Source organism: Pantoea sp. nfd-35 (assembly GCF_056892255.1).
The window spans coordinates 3,743,483-3,768,873 of sequence record NZ_CP122403.1; the positions used below are offsets into that span (position 1 = coordinate 3,743,483).

18 protein-coding genes and 1 pseudogene are annotated in these 25,391 nt (G+C 54.1%); 4 read left to right on the top strand and 15 right to left on the bottom strand.

All coding sequences use genetic code 11. The annotated features are described in order from the left end of the window. Positions 1–120: 120 nt before the first annotated feature. Positions 121–2,238, top strand: coding sequence for a TonB-dependent siderophore receptor (locus P9J57_RS17400; protein WP_015700994.1), 2,118 nt, complete (start codon positions 121–123; stop codon positions 2,236–2,238). 37 nt (positions 2,239–2,275) lie between these two features. Here P9J57_RS17400 and P9J57_RS17405 read toward each other — a convergent pair whose 3' ends face one another. The 7 genes from P9J57_RS17405 to rbsK all read right to left on the bottom strand — a co-directional run bounded on the left by P9J57_RS17405 (position 2,276) and on the right by rbsK (position 12,719). Further along, positions 2,276–3,508, bottom strand: a complete 1,233-nt coding sequence (locus tag P9J57_RS17405) for an MFS transporter (RefSeq protein ID WP_015700995.1) — start codon at positions 3,506–3,508, stop codon at positions 2,276–2,278. Positions 3,509–3,588: 80 nt separating this feature from the next. Continuing rightward, complete coding sequence (locus P9J57_RS17410) at positions 3,589–5,940, bottom strand: GNAT family N-acetyltransferase (RefSeq protein WP_022622273.1); 2,352 nt, start codon at positions 5,938–5,940, stop codon at positions 3,589–3,591. A gap of 1 nt (position 5,941) precedes the next feature. Further along, positions 5,942–7,234, bottom strand: coding sequence for a lysine N(6)-hydroxylase/L-ornithine N(5)-oxygenase family protein (locus P9J57_RS17415; protein WP_013024531.1), 1,293 nt, complete (start codon positions 7,232–7,234; stop codon positions 5,942–5,944). Positions 7,235–7,244: 10 nt separating this feature from the next. Continuing rightward, entirely contained in the window at positions 7,245–8,798 is a 1,554-nt protein-coding gene (locus tag P9J57_RS17420; protein WP_029568443.1) for a pyridoxal phosphate-dependent decarboxylase family protein, read from the bottom strand. Positions 8,799–9,456: 658 nt separating this feature from the next. Beyond that, on the bottom strand, positions 9,457–10,470 hold the full coding sequence (locus P9J57_RS17425) for an aldose 1-epimerase family protein (RefSeq protein ID WP_210476172.1): 1,014 nt from the start codon (positions 10,468–10,470) through the stop codon (positions 9,457–9,459). Beyond that, positions 10,467–11,792 carry an L-fucose:H+ symporter permease gene (gene fucP / locus P9J57_RS17430; protein WP_013024528.1) on the bottom strand — a complete coding sequence of 442 codons (1,326 nt, stop codon included), beginning with the start codon at positions 11,790–11,792 and terminating at the stop codon, positions 10,467–10,469. The genes P9J57_RS17425 and fucP overlap by 4 nt, the downstream gene beginning before the upstream one ends. A 9-nt stretch (positions 11,793–11,801) precedes the next feature. Further along, entirely contained in the window at positions 11,802–12,719 is a 918-nt protein-coding gene (gene rbsK, locus P9J57_RS17435; RefSeq protein ID WP_483279313.1) for a ribokinase, read from the bottom strand. Positions 12,720–13,104: 385 nt separating this feature from the next. Here rbsK and deoR point away from each other — a divergent pair, with 385 nt between their 5' ends. Both deoR and ettA read left to right on the top strand, forming a co-directional pair. Beyond that, complete coding sequence (gene deoR, locus P9J57_RS17440) at positions 13,105–13,869, top strand: DNA-binding transcriptional repressor DeoR (protein ID WP_105078989.1); 765 nt, start codon at positions 13,105–13,107, stop codon at positions 13,867–13,869. Positions 13,870–14,107: 238 nt separating this feature from the next. Beyond that, on the top strand, positions 14,108–15,775 hold the full coding sequence (gene ettA, locus P9J57_RS17445) for an energy-dependent translational throttle protein EttA (protein WP_013024525.1): 1,668 nt from the start codon (positions 14,108–14,110) through the stop codon (positions 15,773–15,775). Positions 15,776–15,811: 36 nt separating this feature from the next. Here ettA and P9J57_RS17450 read toward each other — a convergent pair whose 3' ends face one another. After that, positions 15,812–16,708, bottom strand: a complete 897-nt coding sequence (locus P9J57_RS17450; RefSeq protein ID WP_013024524.1) for a LysR family transcriptional regulator — start codon at positions 16,706–16,708, stop codon at positions 15,812–15,814. A 95-nt stretch (positions 16,709–16,803) separates the two neighbouring features. Here P9J57_RS17450 and P9J57_RS17455 point away from each other — a divergent pair. Then, positions 16,804–17,806 (top strand): annotated as a pseudogene (locus P9J57_RS17455) (zinc-binding alcohol dehydrogenase family protein). Between the two features lie 45 nt (positions 17,807–17,851). Here P9J57_RS17455 and P9J57_RS17460 read toward each other — a convergent pair. From P9J57_RS17460 to P9J57_RS17490, 7 genes are all read right to left on the bottom strand, one after another. Further along, complete coding sequence (locus P9J57_RS17460; RefSeq protein WP_014606637.1) at positions 17,852–18,607, bottom strand: fimbrial biogenesis chaperone; 756 nt, start codon at positions 18,605–18,607, stop codon at positions 17,852–17,854. Between the two features lies 1 nt (position 18,608). Next, positions 18,609–19,892 (bottom strand): fimbrial protein, encoded by a 1,284-nt coding sequence (locus P9J57_RS17465; RefSeq protein ID WP_029568439.1) that lies wholly within the window; start codon positions 19,890–19,892, stop codon positions 18,609–18,611. 14 nt (positions 19,893–19,906) lie between these two features. Continuing rightward, positions 19,907–22,429 carry a fimbria/pilus outer membrane usher protein gene (locus P9J57_RS17470; RefSeq protein WP_105078987.1) on the bottom strand — a complete coding sequence of 841 codons (2,523 nt, stop codon included), beginning with the start codon at positions 22,427–22,429 and terminating at the stop codon, positions 19,907–19,909. 5 nt (positions 22,430–22,434) lie between these two features. Then, positions 22,435–23,124 carry a fimbrial biogenesis chaperone gene (locus P9J57_RS17475; RefSeq protein WP_105078986.1) on the bottom strand — a complete coding sequence of 230 codons (690 nt, stop codon included), beginning with the start codon at positions 23,122–23,124 and terminating at the stop codon, positions 22,435–22,437. 39 nt (positions 23,125–23,163) lie between these two features. Next, on the bottom strand, positions 23,164–23,757 hold the full coding sequence (locus P9J57_RS17480) for a fimbrial protein (RefSeq protein WP_013024518.1): 594 nt from the start codon (positions 23,755–23,757) through the stop codon (positions 23,164–23,166). A gap of 203 nt (positions 23,758–23,960) precedes the next feature. Then, positions 23,961–24,410 carry a hypothetical protein gene (locus P9J57_RS17485; RefSeq protein WP_483279314.1) on the bottom strand — a complete coding sequence of 150 codons (450 nt, stop codon included), beginning with the start codon at positions 24,408–24,410 and terminating at the stop codon, positions 23,961–23,963. Continuing rightward, positions 24,407–25,339 (bottom strand): winged helix-turn-helix domain-containing protein, encoded by a 933-nt coding sequence (locus P9J57_RS17490; RefSeq protein WP_105078984.1) that lies wholly within the window; start codon positions 25,337–25,339, stop codon positions 24,407–24,409. The genes P9J57_RS17485 and P9J57_RS17490 overlap by 4 nt, the downstream gene beginning before the upstream one ends. Positions 25,340–25,391 lie beyond the last annotated feature (52 nt).

Here is a 25,391-nt window from a genome sequence, read left to right on the forward strand (position 1 = left end):
ATTAACAGTAAAGGCAATAATTCTCATTTGCATTCAATGTAAATAACTTGTTCTTAACACCAATTTTCGCTCCTTTCCTCTGTCGGGAGCGGCGTATCTACCATTTGTAAGGGATAAACAATGAGAATGCCTTTCTGCCGGAAACGGTTAGCGTTGCTGTGTTCCATCGCCATTGCCACACCTGCAGTGACCTTTGCCGCCAACACGCTGGTGGTCACAGCAAAGCCCGAAGAAACGTCGACAACCCCGACAGAAGGCTATACGGCGACCGTCAGTAAAGGCGCAACCAAGACCGATCGTCCGCTGATCACCACCGGGCAGTCAGTCTCGGTGATCACGCGCCAGCAAATGGACGATCAGGGTGCGATGGATGTGAATCAGGCGCTGAATTACACTGCGGGCGCCTTTACGAACTTCGCCGGTGCGGCCACCCGCTACGATACGGTATCGTTGCGCGGTTTCCACGGCGGCGACGTTGATAATATTTTTCTGGACGGCCTGCGGCTGATGAGCGATCCGGGCAGCTACAACGTGCTGCAGGTTGATCCCTGGTTCCTCGAACGCATTGACGTGATCAAAGGCCCCTCTTCTGCCCTGTATGGCCAAACCGTTCCCGGTGGATTAGTGATGGAGACCTCTAAGCGTCCTCAATATGCGCCTGAAGGACATTTCCGTCTGTCCACCGGCACCCATAACACCAACAGCGCCGCATTTGATTACACCAACGCGATCAACGATCAGTGGGCTTTTCGTCTGACCGGCATCACGCGCAACAGCGATACGCAGTACGATCATACCCGCGAAGAAAAATATGCGATTTCGCCCTCGCTGCTGTGGCAACCGGATGAAGATACGTCACTGCTGTTACGCGCCTATCTGCAGAAGGATCCTTCCGGTGGCTATCACAGCGCCGTGCCGGGTGATGGCAGCATAACCGAGCATAACGGACGTAAGCTCAGCACCGGTTTTTATGACGGCGACAGTACACTGGATCAGTTCAAACGTCGCGAGCAAATTTACAGCGCGGAGTTCGCTCACCGCTTTAATGAAACCTGGGCCTTCCGCTCCAATGCCAGCTATTCCCACTCCAATGTCGATTTGGATCAGGTTTATCAGGCTGGCTGGGATTCTCCGCAGTCTGAACTGCTTAATCGCTACTATTCCGGTTCACGTTCTTCACTGAATGCGTACGCGATCGATAATCAACTGGAAGCCGATTTTGCCACGGGTCCGGTAGATCATAAGGTCGTACTGGGCGCGGAATATCATCAGTACACCAATGATTTGCGTGATGCCAGTGGCTTAGCCAGTCAGCTTAACGCGCTGACAGGCCAGGCCGTGGGGACGAATCCGGCTTACGTATTCCAGAACTCACAGCGCCGTTACTACCAAACCGGTATGTATCTGCAGGATGAGATGAAATGGGACAAGTGGCATCTGGATCTCTCCGGCCGCTACGATCGGATCGTGTCTGAAAACAGACAGTACAGCACGGATACGCAATATCGCCGTCAAGACGATCACGTCAGCGGTCGCGCGGCGCTGCTCTATGCATTTGATAACGGTATCTCTCCGTATGCCAGCTACAGTCAGGCCATTACGCCGCAATCGCTTTCCGGACAGGACGGCAACCTGCTGAAGCCGACCACGTCTGAGCAGTACGAGGCCGGGATTAAATACCAGCCCGTGGGCACGTCCGATCTCTACTCAGCAGCCGTGTACGACCTGACGCAAAATGATGTGGGTAACCGCGTGGTGGTAGGCTCTTATTACGAACCGGCCGGGAAAGTGCACTCTCAGGGCCTCGAACTGGAAGCCCATAATCAGCTCACTCCGCGCCTGAGCACGCTGGCGAGCTTTACGCTCAACCACGTGCGCTTCAAAGATTCTATCGACGGTAACAACGGTCATACGCCTTACGTGACGCCCAACTCGATGGCTTCCGCGTGGGCGAAATACCAGTTTGATGCCGGGATCAGCGTAGGTGCAGGCGTCCGTTACATTGGTCGGCAGTGGGCAGACAATGAAAACACCACTCGTCTGCCTTCCGCCACGCTGTTTGATGCCTCGGTACGTGCCGATTTAGGCGTCTGGAACAGCAGCCTGAAAGGGGCTTTTGTGCAGGTTAACGCAAATAACCTGACCGATCGCGACTATGTCTCCGCCTGCTATGGCACCGGCTTCTGCTACTGGGGGGCTGAACGCACCATCGTTGCCACCGTCGGCTACGATTTCTGATCCTTCCCACAGGCGGCACCTGGCCGCCTGTCTCACCTCAGGCCGTTACGGTGCTGTGTCGCCGCTGTTTTTCGCGCAGAAACGACCGCACCAGTGCCAGCCATAACAGCCCGCACAGCAGATTAATCAGGCTGAACCAGGCCGTTCCGCCTCCGAAGTACGCCGCTTTCACCGCCTCAATGCCCAGCGCAAACACCACCATACTGACCATCCCTAACATCGCCGCGACGCTGCCCTTGCCCGCCCGGCTGGAGAACAATGTCAGTCGGTACAGCCCGGCATTCACCATTCCGGTGCCGAATCCGTAAAGGCTCAGGCCCGCCGTCAGCCATGCCGCGTTGCCTGCATTGATAAAGGTGCCAACAGCGGCCACCGTCAAACCCGCCATAATCGGCCAGGCCCCCAGCCGCAGCGGCTGTTCAACCGGCAGACGGCTGGCAAGCCGCCCCAGCAGCAGATTTCCGGCGATCATCGCCAGAAAGACCGGTAACTGGAGCAGCGCATAATCCATGCGGCTCAGTCCCAGATCGTGAATCAGGATAACGGGAGAAAGCGCTACCCAGGCCAGACAGGGAATCGTCACCAGGCCGATGGCCAGTGAACCGCACATCACCTGGCGATCTTTTAACAAGGCGTAATAGCCGGCAGCCAGGGACTTCAGCGACACGGAGGTGTTTCTGTCGCCCGCCGTTTCCGGCATCGAGAGCCACAGGCCCGTCAATGCCAGAGCAGACAGGGCGGCAAAAAACAGAAACAGCGTGCGCCAGTCCGCAACAGCCAGAAACGCCGTGCCCGCCAGCGGCCCGGCCAGCGGTGCCAGCAGCGCCACGTTAGCCATCAGCGCCATCATCTTTACGCTGAGCGCTTCGTCAAATGCCTCCTGAATGGCGGCATAACCGACTGCACCGATGAAACACAGGCTGATGCCCTGAAGAAAGCGCAGCAGGATAAACTGCCCAATGCTCTGCACCCAGTGGGTTGCGAGGCAGGTCAGCATGAAAAAGGCAACGCCTGCCAGCAGCACCGGACGTCGTCCCAGCTTGTCGGATAGCGGGCCCAACAGCCACTGCAGCAGCATGCCGCCCATCAGGTAAGCGGTCAGTGACGTGGAGACCCACTCCGGACCCACGTGAAATGCCTGCGTGACCAGCAGCATGCCTGGCTGAATCATGTCGTGCGCCAGATAGGTGGCAAACTCAAATAACACCAGCGATAAGGGGAACAGGAAATGTCGACGCGTGAGGCGCGAGACCGGTTGAAAAAGAGCCATCGTGAATAATGTCCAGAAAAACGATAAAAAACGCGGTCGCCTGAGCGACCGCGCTGATGTGAAAGGAGGTCATTATCCCGTTACCGCCATTTGGCGATGGGATTCTCCAGCGTACCGGCAAACTTGAGGTTTTCTGCAGGATCGGACAGGTTAATCATCTGCTGATTGTTCGCCAGTTGCAGGCGATTCAGGCAAGAGCGGGTGAATTCGGGCGCAAACATATCGTAGCGGGCGAACTTACTGGCAAGCTGCGGATGGGCCTGCTGATAGTCCTTGACGCACTGCGCCACCCGCTGCCAGAACTGGGTTTCCGACAAGGTATCAGACTGATGCAAAATCGCGCTGATAAAGCGGAAAATGCAGTCGAAGACATCGGTAAAAATCGACAGCAGCTTCAGATGTTCAGGCACGTCCACCGCCAGCCGCTGCACCTTTTCAGGCAGAACCGCATCCGGATTCATCACCGCAATCTCCTCGCCGATGTCCTTCATGTAGGCGCTGACCGGCACATTGTTTTCCAGCAGCAGAATAAGGTTCTCACCGTGAGGCATAAACACCAGATCGTGTTGATAAAAGCAATGCAGCAGCGGGCTGAGATAGCAGTTCAGGTAACGGTCAATCCACTGTTCCGCTGGCAGCCCCGAATCGGCGATCAGCGCCGGTAATAACGGCTGCTGCTGATGATCGACATGCAGAAACGCCGCCATGGTCATTAAACGCTGGCCAGGCTGCAGGTCAGTGACCGGATTATCACGCCACAGGGCCGCAAACATTTTCTTGTAGGCAGAGTCGCCTTTGATCGCGCGTTCGTAATGTCGGTTGTGATAGCCCACTGCGGCCACTTCACGCAGGATGCGGAAATCACAGCGCTGGAGCCAGCTATCGTTTGCCACCAGCGTTTCCAGCCATTCGTTAATCGCGGGCGTGGTCGCCATATAGTAAGGCGAAAGACCGCGCATAAAGCCCATGTTCAGCACCGACAGCGCCGTTTTCACATAGCGTTTCTGCGGCTGGCTGCGGTTAAAGAAGGTGCGAATCGACTGTTGAGCCTGATAGTGGTCCTCACCGATTCCGAGATAAATAATGTCCTGGTTAGCAATATCCGCAGCAAACACCGTCAGCAGTTTATTCTGCCACTGCCAGGGATGGACCGGCATCAGGATATAGTCTTCGGCAACGACGTCTTTGCTCGCCAGCTGAGCGGCGAACTGGTCGAGGGCAGCCTGTCCTAACTCCTCCTGCAACAGCCGCGCATAGCTCAGCTCACTGATGCTGGAGAAGTGAGCATTACGTCGATGCACGGCGACCCAGATCAATCTCACCGGCGTCGCCGCCTCAGGCGCATAAGCGAGATAATCGCGTGCATCAAAACCAATACGGCCGTTATTGGCGACAAAGCAGGGATGCCCTTCCGTCATCGACGACTCCAGGGTCTGGAAGTCCGCCTTCACCAGCGCCTGGCTGTCTGGATTGTTCTTCTGCAGTTTAAACACGCTACTGCACAACGTGCTGCTAATCTCTTCCATATAGGTCGCCAACAGCGCCTGAGGGATGCCGATTTGGGCATTGAACTCTTCAATAAACTGCAGCGCATCCAGCGGTAAACGGTGGCCGTTTTCCTGTTTTTGCAGGGAAGCCACATCGATTTCCCAGTGGTCAAGCGCCAGCCGTTGTGCGGAAAAAACATATTCTGATTCGCCATTCGGCACGGCCAGCTGGTAACGGCCACTGCCGACATCAACAGGGGTGATCAGCTTCTCGTGCGCAAATTCGGCAATGGCTTTGCGAATCAGTAAACGGTTGGCCTGCAGCCAGTCATGTCCGGTGAGGTGTGAACCGTTCAACAGCGGTGTGGTGTTATTCATAAGTGAATCCTGCAGTAGGGCCTGCTGATAATCATCGCGCTGGCAGAAAGCCAACCAGGCCGTTTTATGTCCCATATCAATGGTGTGCTGATAGCGAAAACCCGCACGTTTATTCAGGCGATGAATTTTGTCATTGCGCACGTCCGGCTCGACCACCACGCGGTTAACCTCGGGGCGGCTGAACATGTAGTCCATGACCGTGCTGAACACCTGCCAGCTAAACTGGCTGACCGGTGTCACCGCGGGCGCGATCAGAATATGCATGCCGTAGTCGTCTGGCTGGGCGGGATAATGCCTGCCGACCTCATCCTCACTGGCACGATAACATTCGATAAGAAACGCCGGTTCGCCATCGCAGCAGCCGATTAACGCCGCATGGGGATCTTTTGCCGTCAGCTGTTGATAGAATTCGGCGACCTGCTCTGGCGCGTGATCCTGCATTCCCCAGAAGCGGGCGTAGTCGCGCGTGACCCAGCGGTGAATAAGCCTCACATCAGCGGGCAGCAGGGGACGAAGAGTAAACTGACCCGCTGGACGGGCCGCAGTGAAAAGTGTGGACTGTGACATATTAGTGTTCCGTTTGGGCCGGGAAAGTCTGGAAGGCGATTTGACGCTCAACGGGATAAACTTCCCGCCCGGTGAGTTCACGCAGGAGCACCGAGTTGCGATAGCAGGCCATGCCAAGATCCGGCGTCACAAAACCATGCGTATGCAGCTCCGCGTTCTGGACGAAGACCTGGTTGTGCAGGTCGATACTGTAATTGCGCTGGACGTCGTAACGGCCCTTCTCATCCCAGCGCAGACGCTGGCTGATGCCTTCGATAAACATCGGCGGGCGATACTGATAACCCGTTGCCATGACCAGGCCCTGAGTACGACGCGTGTAAGCACAATCCTGTTCCTGATGATGCAGCGCGAGTTCACATTCACCGCCTGGCAACCAGCGCATACCGGTAAGTTCAGAATGGGTGAACAGGTTAACGTCCAGCGCGCCATCCAGTTGCTTGACGTACATCAGGTCGTAGATGTCGTTGATTAACGTGCTGTTAATGCCTTTGTAGAGATTTTTGTGGCGCGCGTTCAGCGCATCGCGCTTCTCCCCCGGCAGCGCGTGGAAGTAGTCGACCCATTCTGGCGAGGTCATCTCCAGGGTCAGTTTGGTGTATTCCAGCGGATAAAAACGCGGCGCGCGGGTGATCCAGTTCAGCTGATAGCCAAACCGATCGATGTCCGTCAGCAGATCGTAATAGATCTCTGCAGCGCTCTGCCCGCTTCCCAGCACGGTGAGGGTGCTTTTTTTCTGCAATTCCGCTTTGTCTGCCAGATACTGGCTGGAATGGGTGAAACGCGACTGGTGCGGTCGGCTGCACGCCGGCAGCCAGGCGGTGGGTCCGGTGCCCAACACCAGCTTACGGGCCAGCCACTCTTGCTGCTGACCCGTGAGCGTATCCACCGAGCGAACGCAGTAACACTGTCGGGCATCGTCGTAGCTTACATAGTCTACGCGCGTGTTCCAGCGTAAATTACTCAGCTGTGAACAGGCCCACTGACAGTACTGGTTGTACTCTTTACGCATCAGGAAGAAGTCTTCGCGAATGTAAAACGAATAAATTTTCCCTTTCTGTTTCATATAATTGAGCAGGCTATAGGGATTGGTGGGATCGGCCAGCGTCACCAGGTCAGCCATAAAGGGCGTTTGCAGATGCGCACTCTCCAGCATCATGCCGGTGTGCCAGTCGAATCCCGAATTTTGATCCAGAAAAATCCCCTTCAGCCCCTCAACCGGTTCGCTCAGGCAGGCCAGGCTGAGATTAAAAGGACCGATACCAATACCGATAAAGTCATACACCTGGTTGTTCATTGCACCGTTCTCACTGGTTAGCCACGGGTAATGTCACGTCACGCGCCTGTTCTCGACCGTAATGGGCAATCAGGGCGATCACATCTTCAATGTCAGCCACCGAGGTGGTGGGATTCAGCAGGGTAAATTTCAGGTACTGCCGCCCCTCCACTTTGGTCCCGGCAATCACCGCATTACCGGATCGGAACAGCGCCTTGCGGATACCGGCGTTGATGGCATCCAGCTGTGCGGGATTCATGCCAGGGCGTGGCACGAAGCGGAAGATTTGGGTGGTCAGTTCAGGCGCATGCAGAACCTCAATCGCCGGATGGGCGTTCAGCCGCTGATGGGTTGCCTGAGTCAGCGTCAGAATGGTATCGAATGCCTCACCCAGTGCAGACGGCCCCATAATGCGTAAGGTCAGCCACATTTTCAGCGCGTCAAACCGACGCGTGGTCTGAATACTTTTATTGACCAGGTTTGGCGTCCCTTCCTGCTGGGCGCTAAGCGGATTGAGGTAATCAGCATGGTGCGTCACATGGCTAAGGTGCTGTTTCTCGCGCACAAAGAACGCGCCACAGCTTACGGTCTGGAAGAATGACTTGTGGTAATCCACCGTCACCGAGTCGGCTTTTTCAATGCCGTTGAGGCGCTGGCGATGCTGTTCGGAAACCAGGAGGCCGCAGCCGTATGCCGCGTCGACGTGCATCCAGATGCCGTGCTGCTGACAAAGTTTCGCGATGCTTTCCAGCGGATCGATACTGCCGAAATCGGTGGTGCCGCTGGTGGCAACGACGGCGATGGGGATCAGGCCCTGCTCATGACAGCGCTGAATCTCCTGCTCAAGCTGCACGCTGTCCATGCGGTAATGGTCGTCATACGCTACCGGGATGACCGCATCGTAGCCCAGGCCGAGAATGGCCATCGATTTCTGGATGCTGAAGTGGCTCAGTCTGGAGGTCAACACGCGCCATTTTGCCGCATCGGCAGGCAGGCCCTGATGTTTGATCAGGTGGCCCGGATGATGTGCGGCGCACCAGCTGTCGCGCGCCAGCAGCATCGCCATCAGGTTCGACTGCGTCCCGCCGCTGGTAAAGATGCCGTCTGCGCTCGCAGGCAGCCCGATGCGGCCCAGCGTCCAGTCAATCACCTTCTGTTCTATCAGCGTTCCGCCCGCACTCTGGTCCCACGTATCCACGGAGCTGTTGACTGCCGCCATGATCTGCTCGGCCAGCAGAGACGGCAGTACGACCGGGCAGTTAAGGTGCGCCACGTATTTGGGATGGTGGAACCAGACGGCATCGCGCAGATAAAGCGTCCGCAGCTCTTCCAGCGCGGCCTCGTTATTTCCCAGCGGCTGGTCAAGATCGACAGCGCTGAAAGCCGGAGCCAGCTCGTGGGGCAGAATACCGCTGAAGGGCTTTTCAACGCGCTGAACGGTGCTGGAGATCAGCGCCAGCGCCTCTTGCGTTTGCTGATGCCACGCAGGGATTTGCGCGTCGTTAAAGATAAAGTCCTGAGCAGTCAGGACCTCATCAGGCAGATGTCGGCGAGGCACCGACAGATTTTGCTTACGTAACACCATATCCTGTTCCTTTGTTAAAGACGTAGGCCGCCCGGCCACCGTGAAAACAGGGCAGCAGCATGCGCCAGACCGCGCGAGTCAGTTCAGATTCAGTAACCTTTAGCCGAGCTGGCTAACCCATGAGATCAAGAAAATTAAGAATTTATTTTTAAAAAAATCATTAAAAACTACATTTTATGTGGTTAATTTGCATTAAATATGCGCTTTTTAACGATAATGACAACATTAATAATAATCATTATCATTCAACTTTTAAAAGGGTAAGCATTCTCATAAAGGTGGCTAATGTCTTTTTATGTGATCTTGATCACATAAAACAGCTTATATTCGGCGCTGGAAGAGGAAGAGATGGCGAAAATCACCTCCATCGGTGCGAAAACAAAAGAAGAAGGGCTCTCAGCCGGGCAAAAAACAGGAGGCGTGACGGCGGGGTTCTGATATGACGCGGCATATCGGTGTGTTTATCCGGTCTGAAGAGGCTGGCTTCAGTAAGAAGCCAGCGCGAACGAAGATACCGACAGGCTATCCAGCGCGTTTCGCCACAGGGATTATCCGGGGCGCATGACGCTCCCGGAATCCCAGGGGAAAAAGACGATGCGGTAACAACAGCCTGTTTCACCCGGTAAGGTTGCGACCCCGAAGCGTCGCCTTACGGGTTTTACAGCAGACCGGTTTCGACCTGAAAATGGCGCTGCTCGCCGGGCATCAGCACGATTAACGTTCCGGCGCGCGTTGCCGCAGCAAAGCCTTCGGGACGGCAGGTGGCAGGCAGCACATAGGCAGCAACCTGTTGATCCGCATTATGCAGTATCCAGCGCGTGGCATGTGGGAACTGTGCAGTGGAAAAGCGGGTCATCAGGGCGTAACCGTCCGGAGAATGGAGTTCAAACTGAACGTTCTCCCCGTACTGCGTCAGACGATCGGCAAAGAAGACAATCTCTGGATCGTACATCTCGGGTTGATCCAACCGGCGTAAAGCGGCGGGATCGCCGGCAAGGGAAGCGGTAAAAGCGGTCCATTGCGGCGTGGGCCGCACATGTGCCGGTAGGGAGCGGCGCAGCTGAAATGCCTCATCCGGTATCGTCTGCCTGAACTGCCCTTGCGCCACCCACGCGCTGTTGATGTGGCACATGTACTGCAACGGCATCGGCGCGCCAGCCAGGTTGGTGACGCTCATCTCCAGCACCAGTCGTGCCTGACTGGCCCCTAATCTTACCGCCGGAGCCGCCCGATAGTGGTGACCAAACCCCTTGATGTATTCGGTTTCGCCCTCCACCGAAAGTCTGTCGCCCTCCAGCACAATCCATGCTGTATCCATGCGTGCGCAGGCCATTTCGCCGTGCAGCGCGTGCGTGTCTTCCGCAGCAGGGCAGCCATTCGCCAGCAGGCCAGAGTGAAAGGCAAAGCAGCCATAGGTATCGATAATCGAATCACCCGGCAGCGGCTGTTTAAAGCGATGTCCCATGGTTAATGCGCGGCCGTCAAAATTCACGTCCCACACCATCTGGCCCAGAAACGGCAACACAATTACCGTGCCCCGTCGGTTGTGAATGCGAATGGCTTCAATGCCCGCAGGATAACGAAACAGCTCGACGCTGAAGTCCTCGCTCTCCAGCAGCAGGCAAGGCGTGTAGGTGAACTGTTCGCGACAAAGCGGTAAACGGGTTTTCATCGCCCCTCCTCCGCCAGGTTTCCGCTAAGGCGAGGCTGCTTTTTGTGGCGCAGCTCGCCCCAAAAATAGAACCCAACCCATGCGAAACACAGCAGCGACACGCCGAATGCCAGCTGCATCGATCCCAGGTGATCGGAAACAAAGCCCTGCAGCGCGGGCACAAAGGCCGCACCCACAATGGACATCACAATAAATGCTCCCGCGACTTCGGTGTATTTACTGTCAACGGTCGCGAGCGTCCCGGCATAGATCGTCGCCCAGCACGGGCCAAACAGCACGCTGACAAACACCGCGGCGTAGACTGCTGTGAAATTGGGCACCAGCATCACGTAGCCCAGCGTTGCGATGCCAAGGAGTGAAAAGGCGATAAGCACTTTCTCTGGCCGGAAACGCGTCATTAAAATGTTGGCGACAAACTTGCCAATAAAGAAACAGATAAAGCTGTAAATCATAAAGCTGGATGCCTCGCGCTCATTGGCAGCTCCCAACGTAAGCGCCAGACGGATGGTAAAGGACCACACCGCCACCTGCATACCGACGTACAAAAACTGCGCCAGAATACCGCGTTTAAAATGGCGATTTTTAGCCAGATAGCGAAAGGTTTCCCCCAGCGTTGGCAGCGATTTTTCGTTGCTTTGCGGCTTGCAGCGTGGATAGCGGGTGAACATAAACAGCAGCATGACAACCACCAGCACCATCACCAGATATTTATAGGGTTCCAGGGTATGTTCCAGCATGGACAGGCGGAAAGCATGCGCCTGCGCCGCCGTCATGTTTGCCATTTGCGTTTCCAGGCTTTCTCCATCCTGAAACACCAGATATTTTCCCAGCACAATGCCCATCAGCGCCCCCACCGGATAAAACGTCTGACTGATGTTAAGACGCAGCGTGGCATGCTGACGCTGTCCGATCATTGAGCTGTAGGTGTTCGCCGCCGTCTCCAGAAAGCTTAACCCAATGGCAATGGCAAAAATCGCCGCCAGAAACATGGTGTAGGTTGCCATATGCGAGGCGGGATAAAACAGCAGGCAGCCCAGGATGTACAACGCCAGACCGGCTAATATAGCCAGCTTGTAACTGGTTTTACGGATCACCAGCGAGGCAGGAATCGCAATCAGAAAATAGCCGCCGTAAAAGGCGCTCTGCACCAGGGCGCTGGCAAAATCGCTCAGGGCGAAAACGCTTTTAAACTGCGTAATCAGAATGTCATTCAGGCTTGCCGCACAGCCCCACAAGGGGAACAGGCAGGAAAGCAGAATGAACTGGAACAGCGGAGTCTTATTTAGATAACCGTCATTTTGCTGAACAATGTTCTGGTGCATGGCTGTACCTCACTGAAGGTCAAGAAAGCGCTGAAATTCCGCTGTATCAGGATAAGAACGTTGTGTGCCGCGCGCCGTCACGCTACAGGCCGCGTAGGCGGAGGCTTTGGCCATCGCCGCAGGAATATCGCCCGTTTTCACCAGTTCATGAGCGAAGCAGCCGATAAACGCATCACCCGCACCGCTGGTATCCACTGCCTTAACCGGCACAGGCGCAACCTGGTGCTGTGTCTCTCCGGTCATCCACAACGATCCGCGACTGCCCAGCGTAACGATCAGGTTTTTCAGGCCACGTTTCAGCAAGGATGCACCGGCCAGCCTGACGTCATCATCCGTCCCCACCGGCATCCCGGTAAGAATTTCCAGCTCCGTCTCATTGGGCATAAAAAAGTCGCACTGGCAGGCATAGCGGATATCCAGGTCTGCCACGGCGGGCGCAGGGTTGAGGATGACGCGAATATCATGCTGACGGGCAAAATCGATAGCGTAGTACACCGTTTCCAGCGGAATTTCGAGCTGAAGAATGATCAACCGACAGCGTTTCAACGCATCACCCGCAGCATCAATATCCGCCGGCTTGAGGTGCTGATTCGCGCCTTTGATAATTAAAATGCGGTTTTGCGACTGATCATCAACAAAAATGGGGGCCACGCCGCTGGAAACCCTTTTTTCGGTTGTGACATAACGCGTATCCACGCCCTGCTGTTGCAAATTAGCCAACGTGGTGGGCGCAAACAGGTCATCGCCGACTTTACTGACCAGCATCACCTCGCCACCCAGTTTTGCTGCCGCCACAGCCTGATTGGCCCCTTTTCCCCCACAGCCAATCGCAAAATCGGGTGCCTCAAGCGTCTCTCCAGCTTTAGGAAAGCTGTTGGTATAGGTGATTAAATCCACCATGTTTGAACCAATAACGGCGATATCCATTTTTCCCCCGGTAATGAACAGCTAAAATGTTATAAAAATAACACTATCAATTCACCGGCGTTTAATATGTGATAAATTTCACATTTAACGTGACAAGATTCCGCGATATATCGGATTTCTCGCCCTCAAGATGTTACTATTATAACAAAGCAAGCTATCTGAACGGCGCGTTATTCTTAGCTTTAGTGCAGGTTTGCGGGGTAATAACATTGCGGGTAAGATGAAAAATCTTACCCGGTGAGCACGCAACACCTTATATTTTTTGAAATTTGTCACAGCCTCAATAAAACCACGGCGATTTCAGGTAAATTTAATTGCGCGATAACAATGTGACAGGCACTGACGTATGACGTCTTCTTCAAGGAATACAGGTTCAGAAATGACAATGGAAACCCGCCGCGACGAACGCATTCGCAAACTGGCTCTGGCACTTAAGCGCACCGATAAATTACATCTGAAAGATGCCGCACAGCTGCTGGACGTCTCCGAAATGACCGTGCGTCGGGACTTAAGTGAACCGACATCGAGCGTGGTATTGTTGGGCGGTTATATTGTGAGCGATCCCCGAAACCACGCCGGACACTATTTCATCTCCGATCAACATGGCCAAAATGCGGCCCGCAAGCAGCGGCTCGCTCAGGCAGCAGCCAGCCTGATTAGTGAAAACGACACGGTGTTTTTCGACTGCGGCACCACCCTGCCCTATGTCGTGGATGCGATTCCGGATGAGCTGCCCTTTACCGCCATCTGCTGTGCCATGAATACCTTTCTGGCGCTGAAAGAAAAACCCGCCTGCAACGTGATCCTGAGCGGCGGGGAATTTCATGCAGACAATGCCTTATTCACGCCCGTCGGCGGCCATTCCATTCTGGATGACCTGTGTCCCAGCCTGGCGTTTATCTCTGCGGCTGGCGTAGATCGGGATCAGGGAGCGACCTGCTACAACCTCAACGAGCTGCCGATGAAACACCATGCCATGCTGCGCGCCCGCCAACGTATTTTGGTTGCCGACAGCAGCAAATATGGCAAAGTGCTGCCCGCGCGCATTGGCGAGCTCGTCCGCTTTGATTTACTGGTCAGCGACAGCGCGCCCGAACCCGCCCTGCGTGAGTGGTTAACCCAACAGCACATTCCCGTCCGCCTTCCCTGACGCTTTTCTGTCACGCGGCGGCAACAGGCAGTTGCTAAATTCTCGTCGCGGACAGCAGACGCGCTGCGCTAAGGCGGCCGTTTGCTGCTCCGTCTGACAGCGGACACAAATCAAACAGTTACGCCCGACTGTGCGACTGCGCGGAATTATCCCGGCGCATCGGCTGTGAATAGGCGGCGAAAAAGGCTAAACTTCGACATCATCCAAACGACAAACAGACCCAGAGGCTCAATACAACGTGGCTCAATTCGTCTATAGCATGCATCGCGTCGGCAAAGTAGTTCCGCCCAAGCGACATATTCTCAAGAACATCTCCCTTAGCTTTTTCCCCGGCGCGAAAATTGGTGTACTCGGCCTGAACGGTGCGGGTAAATCTACGCTGCTGCGCATCATGGCCGGTATTGATAAAGATATCGAAGGTGAAGCTCGCCCACAGCCCGGTATTAAAATCGGCTACCTGCCACAGGAACCGCAGCTTAACCTTGAGCACACCGTGCGCGAGTCCGTTGAAGAAGCCTTGTCCGAAGTGGTTGGTGCGCTGAAACGTCTTGATGAGGTTTATGCCTTATACGCTGAAGAAGATGCGGATTTCGATAAGCTGGCTGCCGAGCAGGGACGTCTGGAAGAGATCATTCAGGCACATGATGGTCATAACCTGAACACGCAGCTGGAACGCGCCGCCGATGCCCTGCGCCTGCCGGACTGGGACGCAAAAGTCGCAAACCTGTCTGGTGGTGAACGTCGCCGTGTCGCGCTGTGCCGCCTGCTGTTGGAAAAGCCCGACATGCTGCTGCTGGACGAACCGACGAACCACCTGGATGCCGAATCTGTCGCCTGGCTGGAGCGCTTCCTGCACGACTTCGAAGGGACCGTGGTAGCGATTACGCACGACCGCTACTTCCTGGATAACGTTGCTGGCTGGATTCTGGAACTGGACCGCGGCGAAGGTATTCCGTGGGAAGGTAACTACTCCTCATGGCTGGAGCAGAAAGATGCCCGTCTGGCACAGGAAGCCTCTTCCGAAGCCGCACGTCGTAAATCCATCGAGAAAGAGCTGGAGTGGGTACGTAAAGGGCCAAAAGGCCAGCAGTCTAAAGGCAAAGCCCGTCTGGCTCGCTTTGAAGAACTGAACAACACCGACTACCAGAAACGTAACGAAACCAACGAGCTGTTTATTCCGCCGGGTGCCCGCCTGGGTGACAAAGTGCTGGAAGTCAGCAACCTGCGTAAATCCTACGGTGACCGCGTTCTGATTGACGGCCTGTCGTTCTCCGTACCGAAAGGCGCCATCGTCGGCATCATCGGCCCGAACGGCGCCGGTAAATCAACGCTGTTCCGCATGATGTCCGGTCAGGAACAGCCGGACTCCGGCGAGATTGTGCTGGGTGAAACCGTGAAGCTGGCTTCTGTCGATCAGTTCCGTGACAGCATGGATAATGCCAAAACCGTATGGGAAGAAGTCTCCGGAGGTCAGGACATTATGCGCATCGGCAACACTGAAATGCCAAGCCGTGCCTATGTCGGACGCTTTAACTTTAAAGGCGTGGATCAGGGCAAACGTGTCGGCGAGCTGTCCGGTGGTGAGCGTGGTCGTCTGCATCTGGCAAAACTGCTGCAGGTTGGCGGCAACATGCTGCTGCTCGATGAGCCAACCAACGACCTGGACATTGAAACCCTGCGCGCGCTGGAAAACGCCCTGCTTGAGTTCCCTGGCTGCGCCATGGTGATCTCGCATGACCGTTGGTTCCTTGACCGTATCGCGACCCACATTCTGGATTACCAGGATGAAGGCAAGATCGAGTTCTTCGAAGGTAACTTTACCGAATACGAAGAGTACAAGAAACGCACGCTGGGCGCGGATGCGCTGGAGCCGAAGCGTATTAAGTACAAGCGTATTATTAAGTAACACAGGGGCGGCAGCGATGCCGCCCTTCTCTTTTCTTCAGTGATAGAATTCGCGAAACACTGGCGACTGCAACGCAAATTCAATGTACTTCATCAGCGCAGGTGAGTTCAGTTTTCGGCTGGGATACACCAGCCACAGTTCATTCCCCTCCATTTCCCATTCCGGCAAGACCTGCACAAGGCGCGCATCATGCATCTCTCCGTCGATTAAAAAGCGCGGCAGAAGCGTAATACCGGCACTGCCCAACGCAGATTCGCGTGCATACAGTAAATTGTCAGTGAGGTGTGCAGGCGGGAGCAGCCAACGGTGATACTGATCGTGCCGTTTTAGCACCCACTCGTTCCAGGCCCGGTGCGCAATGCAACGGTGCGCGGCTAACTGCTGAGGATGGGTCACCGGAGGATGCTGATCGAGATAGGCTTGCGCGGCCACCAGCGAGCGCTGGCAGTAGCCAACGCGCCGACCAATCAGAGACGACTCCTGCGGCTGGCCAGTGCGCAAGGCCAGATCAAAACCGTCCTGCACCAGATCGCGGATATCATCCGAAATGGAAATATCCAGCGTCACATCCGGATAGCGCCGTAAAAACGCGGCGTTGCAGCGGGCCAGTAAGGTTGCGCCAATACCCGCCGGGCTGGTAATGCGCAGGCGACCGCTGGGATTTTCCCGCAGACTGGCAATAGCCTGCTCAGCACGTTCGCTGGCCTGCATCATCTCCTGGCAATGCAGCAGGTAGCGTTCGCCCGCAAACGTCAGGTTTAACTGGCGCGTGGTGCGGTTTAACAGGCGAATGCCCAGCCGCTGTTCAAGCTGGCTGATGCGCTGACTGACGCTGGATTTGGGTAAGCCCGCCCGTTCTGCCGCGGCGGTAAAACTGCCACACTCTGCCACTAACGCAAACAGCGCCATATCCTGCCACTGACGAAACGCCATTGTTCACCTCAGACGAACACGCTAATAACGATTGTCCATCTTATCAGTATCGCCTCAGGGTTCTACACTTGAGAAAACACTACAGGAGATAAACCATGTCTGTTCGCGCGATTGCCGTCGATCCCGAAAACCCAAAAAACTTCGTCGAAATTTTTCCAGAAACCCTCACGCCTGGCGAATATGACCTGCGCGTCCAGGTGAAAGCCGCCTCGGTCAACCCGGTGGATACCAAAGTCCACAAAGGGGCGATCAAAAATGGTTTACAGGTGCCGCGTATTCTTGGCTGGGATGCCAGCGGTGTGGTACTGGAAACCGGCAGCAAAGTCAGCGGCTTTAAGCCAGGCGATGAGGTTTACTACGCGGGCGATATTACCCGCCCGGGCAGCAACAGTACGGAGCAGTTGGTCGATTCACGCATCACCGGCCACAAACCGAAAACCCTCGACTGGGCGGCTTCTGCCGCTATTCCCCTGACGGCGCTGACCGCATGGGAAGGCCTGTTTGAACGGCTGGATATGGCCGCCGCACGTGAAGATCAAACACTGCTTGTCGTGGGCGGCGCTGGCGGCGTCGGTTCGCTGGCCATTCCGCTGGCAAAAATGCGCAGCAAAGCCAAAGTGATTGCCACCGCCTCACGGGGAAGATTCCGCCCAGTGGTGCCGCGATCGCGGGGCAGACCTTGTCATTAACTACAAAGACATGGTTGGGGAGCTGGAAAAGCACGGTATCAAACAGGTCGATTATATTTTCTGCCTTAACGACACCGACGGCCATTGGGAAACCATGAGCCAGCTCATCGCCCCTCAGGGCCATATCTGCACCATCGTCGAGAATGAACATCCGCTGTCGATGGATCAACTGAAGTTAAAAAGCGCCGCACTGCATTTTGAGTTCATGTATACGCGCAGCATGTACAACACGCCAGACATGGCGCAGCAGGGTGAAATCCTCAATACCGTCGCCAGCCTGCTGGACGAAGGCAAGCTGCAAAGTACACTCAACGAAACGCTTCATGGCCTGAGTGTGGAAACGCTTCAGACCGCTCACCAGCGCGTGCTGGAAGGCCATATGCGCGGCAAGGTTGTCATGGTTTACTGATCACTCGCGGGTGCCAGACAATAGGGGCACCCGCGTACGGTTATGTTACGGGGAAGCCGAAGCCTGGCTCAGCGTTGCCGTGAAAACCTGAGGATTCCCCTGATCGTCCAGCGCGGTAAAGTTAAGGCTGCCCTCACCTGTGGCTAAAGGCGGCGCATCACCCATGAGGGGATACGCTTTATGGGTGAAAGGTGCCAGCGTTTTATCCCCGTCCAGATAAACGGGATAACGTTTCCCCCCTGCCGTCACCGTCATTTTTCCCGGCGTAAAAAAGTAACGGCTATGATTCATGGCCTGAATAAAAAACTGTCCCTGCTTTTTTCTTACCTGAAAGGTGACCGCGTTTACCCGTGCCGCAAAGGGCGTAATGTCCGTGAACGGCCGGTTAATCACTTTAAGCTGAGTGTTCAGCGCCATGCTGATCTTGTCGTTGTCCGCCCGTAGCGTGCTTTTTTTCACTGCGCTGATCTCGTAAAGATTGAGCCAGTAAAGGGATTCCCGATCCTTTGGCAGCTGTGCGGCCAGCTCGGTGCGCAGAACCGCAATCTGCTTTTTTTCCTCTTTATTCAGCGTAAAAACGCCGGGAAGCGCAACAAAGGGAAAGGCTTTACTGCCGGGTGATCGTTCCGGTGAACCGCCGTCTATCCAGGTCTGGATCAGTACAGGCGCGTCACCACTGTTGACCAACAGCAACGGAATTTGTACCTCGCCAGGATGAAAGATGAGCCGGCTTTGCTGTGGAATCACTGCGGCATGGGCATGAATCGCGATAGACATAACTAACCAAAAAAACGTTTTCATGTTATTGCAGCCGAATAAGGATGGATGCGGTCGCATCGACACGGCCCGCCGTCACTGTTTGACCGGGAATCTTTGCAAGACGGGCACTGAACGTACGCTGGTACAGCTTTTCGTCACTCTGCTGGCCACCACTGATAACCTGCGCGTCTTCCAGTACCGGCCGCCAGCCCGCATTACTGCTGAAGCTGCTCCAGCTCAAAAAGGAGACAGGCTGACCACTGGACGTCTGTAACTGAATGCCGACGCCTTTTGCCAGTGAAGGATCGCTGTCATAGCGATCGGACACCAGGTAGCGCGAGATACCGCCTGCCGTCGTCAAACTCAGTTGCTCGGCCTGCAGCCAAGCCGCGTAACTTGGCTGGAAGCCCAGTGACAGCTGACCTGAATGAATACCGGAAATCTTGTCTGTCCCGTCGGCACAGGCCAGCGTAATGCTGAGCGGTGCCGTCACGCTCTGGCCTTCATTAAGCCCATTAATGCTGATGCCGGGGAAAATGACGTTTGCGGTATAATTTTCTACCCGGCAGCCCTGGGTCATATTTTGCGTCAGGGTGGCGACCGGCGCGGTATTCATCCCAAAGGCCATATAACGTCCGGAACCCCAGGTTTCAAAATGGTTCCAGCTGTCCTGACCCGCTTCGGGCACATTCATTCCCGGCCCCATAAACACCACATAGCCATTGGGCTGATTACAACTGTATGCGCCGGTATAATTATCGGCTGCCGCCCAGGGGCAGCCCCATGACGCGTAACCGGGCGTGCGGTTGTTGCTGTCGGTACGAATGAGCTCCGCGCTGATGGGGCTGAAATCGCGCCCCCTGATCTTGATTTTGTTCCCGTCTATCTCATACTGCGTGAGCGGCACTTTTTGCCAGATACGGGTAAAAGGCTTACCGCTGCGCACGTGAACCAGCTTTAATGCGGTAAAAGGAAAATAGGTCTGGAAATAGTTGTTCCCCATGTCCCAGGCACCGCCAACGTTGCTGTCACCGTTGGTGGCGAAGACTTCAAACAGTTGGTCTTTATCAGCAAGGTCACACTCGTACAACACGCGATCGGGATTGTTGTTAGCCACAGACGGCACCACCCGAAACACCGAACGGGCCAGCACGGTGCCGGCGGGCTGATAGCGAAGATTCATTAATCCGATATTGCCGAAATTCAGGGGCGCACCACAGGCATCACAGCCTTGATCGACCGGCTGTATACGCGTGCAGGTCGCGTGAGCCGGGAGCCACACCGTCCAAAAAAATACTGTTATTACCGCTAAAATGCGCTTCATCATTTATACCTCAGATTCTAAAAACGACAGACGGCATCCGCGTAGGTGATCACCGCATCGGGCTTGGGTTTCGGGATGCGGTAATCAATTAAACAGGATGACTGTGCGCCCTCTCCCCAGACGGCCTTCAGTTGCCCCTGAGTTTTAGCCACCCGCAACCAGGCATTGCCGCCCTGACCAAATGTCCCCACCCGATTGCCCGACGCGTCCAGCAGATCTGCGCCCATCGGCACCGTGTTATCGCGATTGGTGCGGGTCTTTAACATGAGCGGATAACCGCGTAAGGTTCTGAACGACACCTTCACCATCGCACCGGCATAGGGCGCGACGATTTTCTCGCTGTCCTGTATCTCAACATGGCTATCGCTGCCGCCGGCTCCCAACGAAATCCGGTTGTAGTGATAGGGGTTAAGCGACGGCACCAGGGCATAGCCGAAGCGGTCGATCTCGGTACCCTGGCTGTTGAGAACGTGGGCGTTCCTGGCGCCTTTCGCTTCGACAAGGGCGAAGGTGTCGCCGAGATAATTGCCCAACGTCACGCCGCCGCTGTGGATCACTGCTGCGCCCATCGCGTTAACGGACATCTGGTTAAACCGCGAAGAGGTCGATGCGGTACCGGTCACGCTGGCTTCTGAAAACTTTTTGCCCAGGCTGCCACTTAACGTCGTATCACGTTGCTGCTGATCGCGATTCACATTTACGCTATAGCTGGTGCCGCTCTCGCCGCTCAGTCCGCTGAGCGACGCGTTGTAGTTACTGCCGTTCTGGCTTCCCCGCGTGCCGCCCAGAGCCAGATAGGGTGAGGTGGCGTCCGAGCCCAACGGCACAGAGAGGCTGACCTGCAACTGGGTATCTTTATAAAAGGTATCGTCTGCATGCTGGGCCATCACCGCCATGCGCGGATCGGTTGAGTAGGCTCTGCGCGAATACTGGCGGGAGAGCGAAATATTCAGCGCGATATTTTTGGGCAGCACCGTGCCATAGCCGACCTGAAACTGGGTCGTCCGGGAGCGTCCATCATAGTAATTTTGCTTCGAGCCAGAGAGATAGACATTGCCCCACTGCCCCAGCGTTTGATTAAGGGTCATTTGCAGGCGGTTACGCTGCATATATTCGCTGTTGATAAGATTGCGGCCGGGCGTTTCTGCATTATTCAATGCAATCACGTCGTTAAGATCCCGGTAACCCTGAGTGGAATACTGGTATCCGGCAAAGGTCAGTGTGGTATTGGTAGGCTGAAAGGTTCGACTGTAACTCAGTGCGTAACGCCATCCCTGGGTCGACTCACCGCCGTTCAGATCGGCTTCAGAATACGCGCTGTTAAATCCCACTGCGCCGATGTCAGAGGCCCAGACGCCGCCGGCCAGCAAAGCATGATAGCGTTGGCCCAGCCGTACGCCGCCATTAAGGGTGATGGCGTTGGTCAGTCCGTGCTTAACGGTTAATTCGGTAAAGGCGTTGTCTTTACTGTAATCCCTGACTTTACCGGCAGCAAAGTTGTAGTCCGTCCGGCCAGGACGCAGCGACTGCGGTAACACCGCATAAGGCACGCTAAATCGATGAAGGCTGCCGTCAGACTCCTGAACCTCAACGCTGAGATCGCCGCCATAGCTCACCGGACTCAGGTCATTGATGATAAACGGACCCGGCGGCACGGTTGTCTGGTATATCCGCTGCTTGCCCTGCCAGATTGTTACCCGTGCATTACTGTTTGCCACGCCGCGCACCACCGGGGCATAACCCCGAACAGAATCCGGCAGCATACGATCGTCAGAGTCCAGACTGACGCCGTTAAAACTGACAGCAGTAAATAAGTCACCGTTACTGAAAAGTTCCCCTATCCCCGCCTCACTTCGTAAAGTGGGCAGCGCACGTTGCACCCAGGCCCGGGCGCTTTGCCAGCGATTGCCGAACTCGTCATGGGTGAAATTCCCCTGCTGACGGAAACGCCACATCCCGACGTTCATACCACTGTTAATGCCCAGATAGGTGGATTCAAAACGCTGCGCATTTTTATAATCGGAATAAAACTGGTTAAGGTTGTAATTCACGAATGCCATGGTATCGCCCGCCGTCAGGTTTTCGGGCGCGATATAGCCTACGGGCCGCTGGACCAGCATCGCCTGAGGAATGCTCACATCCACGCGTAAGCTTGCCGTATTCACGTTGACGGTCGCGCCGGGCAAAAACGCCTCAGGCCGTGCGCAGTCTTCCGCCTTCAGGGCGGACAGATAAGGGGTTTTGACGCCAAACGCCCGATAAAACGGCGAGGTAAGACACACGGAGAGCGGCCCCTCGGCGCGCACGATTTGCAGAGCCGTGGATTGCTGGAACTTACCATTGAGGTAAAGATCGACATCGTAACGGCCAGGCTGAAACCAGGCATCCTGTGAATCAACGGGCATCGCAACCTGTCCCGGCATCATTTCACGGATTAAAGCAGGATCAAACGTATAGTCATTTTGCGCATCAGCCGCCTGACTTACCCTGGCTGCAATCAGGCTTGAAGCGAAGAATAACAATAATGTGGCTTTATTCATTTCTGCTATTTTTCGTTTACGTTGATTTTTTCGTCGGCGCCAAAATCATTAATCAGGACGGCATTAAGCGCATATCCAGAGAGGGGTGAATGGCTTTTCAGCGTAATGCGCTGTTCACTAAAAGGTGCCAGCGTGACGGCATCGTCCCAGGGAAGCGTGCGATTACCTTTTACCAGGACAAACGAGCGAATATTGGCGTAAAAGGGAGACGCATTTTTAAGGAGGATTGTGTGCCCCTGGATACGCCAGGAAAGTGCCTGTCTGACTTTATCCACAGAGAAATCGAGATCCCCGGGACGAACGATGACTTTCACCCTGTTCTTGATAATCAGATAAAGTTTATTTTTATCTTCATCGCCCTTTTTAACAGAGGGGAGCTCCGTGTAGTCCAGATAAAACAGCGACTCTCTGTCCTGCGGCAAATTTTTTTCAGTGACGTTGACTTTCACCGTTTGACCGGCGACCGGTGCTATACGAAAAATTTGCGGCAGCGCCACAAAGGGCGGCGTTGAATTTGCATCAGGATTCACTGCCTGAATTTGAATAAGCGCAGGCTGATCGCCTGCGTTAGTAAACTGGATGGTCTTTTCATTTTTCGAACCATCAATAATTATCCGGGTACCGTTTAGTACCACACTCGCCTGACACAGAGTGGCTGACAGCATCAGCAACAAAATAACGCTAGATTTAAACACAGGTTTCTCCTGCCCTCTTAAATAAAGAGGGCCTGATAGTTATGGATAGCTGACAGAATATTGGACGCTACTCAAAACTGTACCTGCACCAGCGCTTCCAGAGTCGCTGTAATATTCGACCGAAAAATTTTGCGATGCACTGGTACTTCCGCTCGCCAGCGTCATGCCGCTGACCGTCGCCGCACCGCCAGATAAATCGATCGCTTTATCACTACTATCCAGCAAACGCAGTGCCACGTTTTTCGCTGTTCCGGTATTCAGTAAATCACCAGTCGATGAAATGTTGTTGCCGACCAGATTAATATTAATTGCCTGCGTTGATCCTGATGCCGGTGCAACACAACCGGTTAAGTTAATGGTAAAAGGCGTTTTTCCGGCGGTTGATTTTGCCGTACTCAGCGCGGTAGTGGAAACCGTTGGCAGCAGAATAATCGGGCTACCGGTTGCATCATTGACATTAACGTTACAGGTTTGTGCATTGACCTCGCCCTGAAAGCGAATGGTATTTTGTGATGCGGAAAAAGCATTAAAAGAAATAAAACTTGCACCGCATAAGGCAATTGTCATGCCGAGTGATAAAGACCTGGCTTTCATTGGTTCCCTCTTGTGATTCTGATTAATAAACATGCTCATTGGCGGCGAGAATCATAAGGGGCATGGGAGAGAAACTGTGTGTGAAGTGTTCTGACCTTATGTGAAGAAGGCTTTAGAAAACAAAAAATATATTTAAATTCAATATGATAATGTTAACCCTGTGTTGCTGAAGAGAGACATTTCATAAGATAACAACAGGCCAGGCCGTGCGTGCGACGACGGCGAACGCCACATTGACGACATCACTTTTCGCAAAGGTAAAGCGGTACCGGCCCAGAATAGAATACCCACGTCTGCAGGCCTGTCCTTTTAATGACAAACGGAAATGTCGCCCCGACGCTAATGAAAAATGCCGGCAGCCACTTTTGTTGCTCCTCTAAAGACATTTGATTATCCGGTGAGGGTTCTATTAATGTTGATCGCGCAAGATACAGATCACCCTCGCGCTGATAAGTAAAACGGATAATTTTACTCAGGCTGATAACCTTATGCGCGCTATCGGTGAGTCGGCCCGTAATCGCAATAATACCCTGACCGTTTCGCATATCGTGAGAGGCGATCACTGAAAATGTCTCACCGCCTCTGATGTAATTAATGTTTGCTATACAATGGACAGAATCCTGTCGAAACATAAATACGACAATGCCTGCTGCTGTCATCACGATTAAAGCTAACAGAAAGGTTAACTTCACCACTGACTCCTTATATAATAATACGAAACACAGTCCGGGGAGCCGAAAAGTGAAAGGGTATTTTTACACTGTAAAACTGAAATTCTTTCACCATTGGTGAACGCTGTAATAAAAATTTTTCGTCGCTCCGTACAACCGACTTTAATATCGACAGCGACTCGTGCCACCAGACTGTTATCCGCTTTTTCATTGCCATATATTTCGCATCCATTCATATCAAAGCGTTTAACAAAATCCATTTCCTGGCGGTAAAGTGAAAAGACCATGATGGCAAAACCACAAATCAGTATCGTCAACCCCGTCAGCCCTGTCACAAACAGATGACGGGGGGAAATCGCATAGCGATTTGCGCTTTTTCTGAGTGTTAATATAGCAGATTCAGGATCGCCGATCGGTTTTTTTGATTTTGGTTCAGAATGCGGCATGTCATTAATGAGGTTTTCTGAAATATTCTCATCATCCTGAATAACGGGCTGCGTCGTATTTGGCAAAACCTCATCTTCACTGGCCGAAGGTAAGAGCGGAATGCGCTGTTCTTCTTCCTGGGCACATTTACCAGCCACTGCTTCCTCATCAGAAATACGCTTTTCAGGCGCAGTCGTCGATTCCTCAATGAGGATTGCGTTTGAAAGCATAAAGCCGCGACGCGGAATTGTTCTGATCACGTCCTGGCGGATATCGCATGCCAGCAGCGCTTTTCTGATCAGGGAAATACTTTGATATAAGGCATTGGCACTGACTTCCATACCGAACCTGCGCCAGGCATATTGATAAAATGCTTCATGATCGACAATTTCGCCCTGGCGCGCGATCAGCAATTCAAAACAATAGGAGGCCGATGAGTGCAACTTCACCGTCTGATCATGACTAATAATTTCCCTTTTCCCAGGATAAAAAACCACATCGCTACCAATACTAATCTTTTTCATCTTATTACATCCGGGTATATCATTATTTCTATCTTAAGAACATTCCCTCAAT